Source organism: Thalassobacillus sp. B23F22_16 (assembly GCF_043496955.1).
Classification (GTDB): Bacteria; Bacillota; Bacilli; order Bacillales; family Halobacillaceae; genus Thalassobacillus; species Thalassobacillus devorans_A.
In genome coordinates, this window is sequence record NZ_JBIEKD010000052.1 from 1 (window position 1) to 4069 (window position 4069).

Here is a 4069-nt window from a genome sequence, read left to right on the forward strand (position 1 = left end):
CTTTATGTGTCTGCAAGGGATACCGATAAAAAAGGTATTTTTATGTCACCTGAATGGAAATTTTTGTCGGCAGCAGAAAATAAGCACAATAAATACAATAAACCACATCGTCTTCCGGAAAAGCCTGTATCGCTTGAAAATATGATAGCAATCGCAAAAGAATTAAGTAAGCCATTTCCTTTTGTACGAGTGGATTTTTATGAATGTGATAACCAAGTTGTTTTTGGCGAGCTGACATTTACACCTGGCAGTGGAATATATACTTCACAAACAAGCATTCAAGGAAAAACAATGGGAGAATTACTTGATATTTCAGGCGAAGTAAAAAAGAAGTTGAATAATAAATAACAGTTATTCACTTCAATCTTAAGTAATTTATTGTTTTATACTTCATTAAAATTTAGTGGGCTTATAATTCAGTATTTAAATAGTGCTGGAGCTTATATATTAAAAACTTCGAATTTCCAATTTTAAAGGGGCTCCTAAAAATGAGTAATAAATTTACAAATAAAATAAATTTCATAAAGAAAAGATATAATCAAATTTTTACCATTAAAAGTATAAAGAAATTCTCAAATAAGAAATTTATTCGAAATGTAATTACTGTAGCTTCCGGTACTGCTGCTGCTCAAGCAATTACAATGCTCTTTTCCCCGATAATCACACGGCTCTATGGCCCTGAAAACTACGGGGTTATGGGAACGTTTATAGCAATTATAGCAATTGTAACCCCTATTGCTGCTTTAACATATCCTACAGCTATTGTTTTACCCAAAAGTGATAATCATGCAAAAGGTATTGTCCGTTTGTCACTTTATATTACAATGGCTATTACAATAATTACAGCAATAGTCTTATTCTTATTTAATCAACAAATAATAGAACTTTTCAATATAGAAACTATATCACCTTACTTATTTTTAATTCCAGTAGCCATACTTTTAGGAGGCTTTTTACAAGTAGTTGAACAATGGTTAATCAGAACTAAGCAATTTAGGATTACAGCACAAGTATCGGTAATTCAAGCGTTAATTATTCACGGAGGGCAAGCTGGTTTAGGTTATATCCATCCAGTTGCTAGTGTGCTTGTTCTCTTTTCTGCTATAAAAGACGGAGTAAAGGGTTCACTCATGCTCTTATTTTCACAGAAAGGAGAGCAAAGACTTTCTTTTATTCCTAAAGATAAGACATCTGTAAAAAAATTAGCAATCTATCATAAAAATTTCCCACTATATCGGGCACCGCAAGTATTTTTAAATGCAACTTCCCAAAGTTTGCCGATCCTTATGTTAACGACTTTCTTCGGACCTGTCTCTGCAGGTCTTTATTCCATTGGGAGAACGGTTTTGAATATCCCATCTACTCTAATTGGAAAGTCTGTTGGGGATGTGTTTTATCCAAGGATATCAGAGGCTGCCAACAAAGGGGAAAATTTAACGAAGTTAATAAAAAAAGCTACTATTACGCTGGCAGTTGTTGGAATATTACCCTATTCACTAGTTGTTCTACTTGGTCCGTGGCTTTTCACCTTCGTTTTTGGGCAAGATTGGACAATAGCTGGAGAATATGCAAGATGGCTGTCTCTGTGGGTTTTTTTTATGTTTATTAATCAACCGAGTATTCGTGCTTTACTAGTCTTAAATGCACAGTCTTTCCATCTGAAGTTTACTGTGCTTACATTAATTACGCGTGTTGTTGCTTTGGCAATCGGTTATTATTTTTTCTCAAGTGATCTGTTGGCCATTGCTTTATTCGGAATATCGGGTGCAATATTAAATCTGCTTTTGATTTTTATCACTCTAAAGTTTAGTGAAAAATTTGATAGACAACGGAGGAAATAAAATAGTGAAGCTATTTGTTTGCGGTGATGTCGTTAATTATGAAAAGGAAGATGGAATTTTTTGTTCAAAAGACTTAGCTAATATCATTTCTACTGCAGATTACTCTATTTGTAATTTTGAAGCACCTATTGAGGGTGTGGGGTATAAAAGACAAAAAGTCGGTAAACATCATTTTCAAAGAAAATCAACAATAAGTGGTTTGAAGCACCAAGGTTTTGATCTTTTATGTTTAGCAAACAATCACATCATGGATTTTGGTGAAAAAGCTTTACAAGTAACTATACAAGAAGCAAAAAATCAGGGATTAGATACAATTGGAGCAGGAAAGAACTTTTCAGAAGCATACAAACCGATAGTTAAAACTTTTAATAATATAAAAGTTGGCTTTGTAAATGCATGTGAGGCGCAATTTGGGGTACTTGATTATAGTTCGCATCCTGGTCATTCTGGTTATGCATGGATCAATCATAGTACTATTGATCAACAAATAATGCAGTTGAAAATGGAGTGTGACTTCATTATATTACTAGCACATGCTGGGTTAGAACATTACAATATCCCACAAAAAGAGTGGCGCATGCGCTATAAACATCTTTGTGAGTTAGGAGTGGATGTCGTGATTGCATCTCACCCACATGTGCCACAAGGTTATGAAAAATTTAAAAACTCTCTGATTTTTTATAGCCTTGGAAATTTTTACTTTGATTCGGAGAATTTCAAGATGAAACAAGACAATTCTTTTTCTGTTATTTTAGACCTTCAAAAAGGTAAAGAAATAAATTTTGAACTAGTTTACCATCATAAGGAAAATGGGCAACTTCAGCTATCTCCAAAAGATAAACAAGTTGATTTATATCACTTAAATCAAATGCTAAATGTAAACTATGAACAATTATGTGAAGAAATGTCTGTGAATATTTTTAATAATAAAATCAGAAAAAATCTTGTTTATTCCTTAGTTCCATTTACTTACAATGGCGAATTATTTTCGTCTGCTAAACTTTTAATAAAAAAGATCCTAGGTAAACAGAATAACAATAAAGAATTGCTGGCGTTACATTTATTAAAAAATGAAACGTATTTTTATGCGGCAAAGCATGCATTAGAAATTCGAGCAAAAGGAAAGGATTATTAAATATGAAGATAACGATTGCAGGAACAGGTTATGTAGGTTTATCAAATGCTATTTTATTAGCTCAACACAACGAAGTAATTGCATTAGATATTATCCAAGAAAAAGTAGATATGATTAATAATAAAAGGTCTCCGATTATAGATAATGAGATTGAAGAATTCCTTGCATCAAAAGAATTGAACTTAACCGCAACAACAGACAATTATAAAGCTTATAAGAATGCTGAATATGTAATTATATCTACACCTACAAATTATGATCCAGAAAAGAATTACTTTAATACACGAACAGTTGAAGCTGTAATTGCTAATGTATTATCTATTAATCCAGAAGCAGTGATGGTTATTAAATCGACGGTTCCGGTAGGTTATACAGAAGCAGTGCGAGAGAAATTTGAGACAGAAAATATTATTTTTTCACCAGAGTTTTTAAGAGAAGGTAAAGCATTATATGATAATTTGAATCCTTCAAGAATTGTTATTGGTGAACAGTCCGAAAGAGCCAAAGTTTTTGCTGATTTGTTAGTAGACGGCGCAGTTAAAGAAAATATTGACGTCTTATTTACAAATTCAACAGAAGCAGAAGCTATTAAACTATTTGCAAATACTTATCTAGCAATGAGGGTTGCTTTCTTTAATGAGCTAGACTCCTATTCGGAAATTAGAGGTTTAAATACTAAGCAAATTATTGATGGCGTTGGCTTAGACCCGCGTATAGGCAACCATTACAATAATCCATCTTTTGGATACGGTGGTTACTGCTTACCAAAAGATACTAAGCAACTATTAGCTAACTACGAAGACGTTCCAAATAATATAATGGCTGCAATAGTTGATGCAAATAGAACCAGAAAAGATCATATTGCAGATATGATAATTAAAAGAAATCCTAAGATTGTTGGTATTTATCGACTTACAATGAAAATGGATTCTGATAACTTTAGGCAGTCAGCTATTCAGGGTGTTATGAAGCGTATTAAAGCTGAAGGAATCGAAGTTGTTGTGTATGAACCAGCATTTTATGACGAAACTTTCTTTAATTCTAGAGTAATTAATGACTTTGATGAATTTAAGAAAGTATCAGATGTTATTGT

General features: G+C 32.6%; 4 protein-coding genes. All 4 read left to right on the forward strand.

What is annotated here, in order from left to right; all coding sequences use genetic code 11:
• On the forward strand, positions 1 to 348 hold a 348-nt coding region (locus ACGTNI_RS19815), incomplete at its 5' end, for an ATP-grasp fold amidoligase family protein (RefSeq protein ID WP_394464223.1).
• Between the two features lie 140 nt (positions 349 to 488).
• Entirely contained in the window at positions 489 to 1841 is a 1353-nt protein-coding gene (locus tag ACGTNI_RS19820; protein WP_394464224.1) for a lipopolysaccharide biosynthesis protein, read from the forward strand.
• A gap of 4 nt (positions 1842 to 1845) precedes the next feature.
• Positions 1846 to 2976 (forward strand): CapA family protein, encoded by a 1131-nt coding sequence (locus ACGTNI_RS19825; RefSeq protein WP_394464225.1) that lies wholly within the window; start codon positions 1846 to 1848, stop codon positions 2974 to 2976.
• 2 nt (positions 2977 to 2978) lie between these two features.
• On the forward strand, positions 2979 to 4069 hold a 1091-nt coding region (locus ACGTNI_RS19830; RefSeq protein WP_394464226.1), incomplete at its 3' end, for a nucleotide sugar dehydrogenase.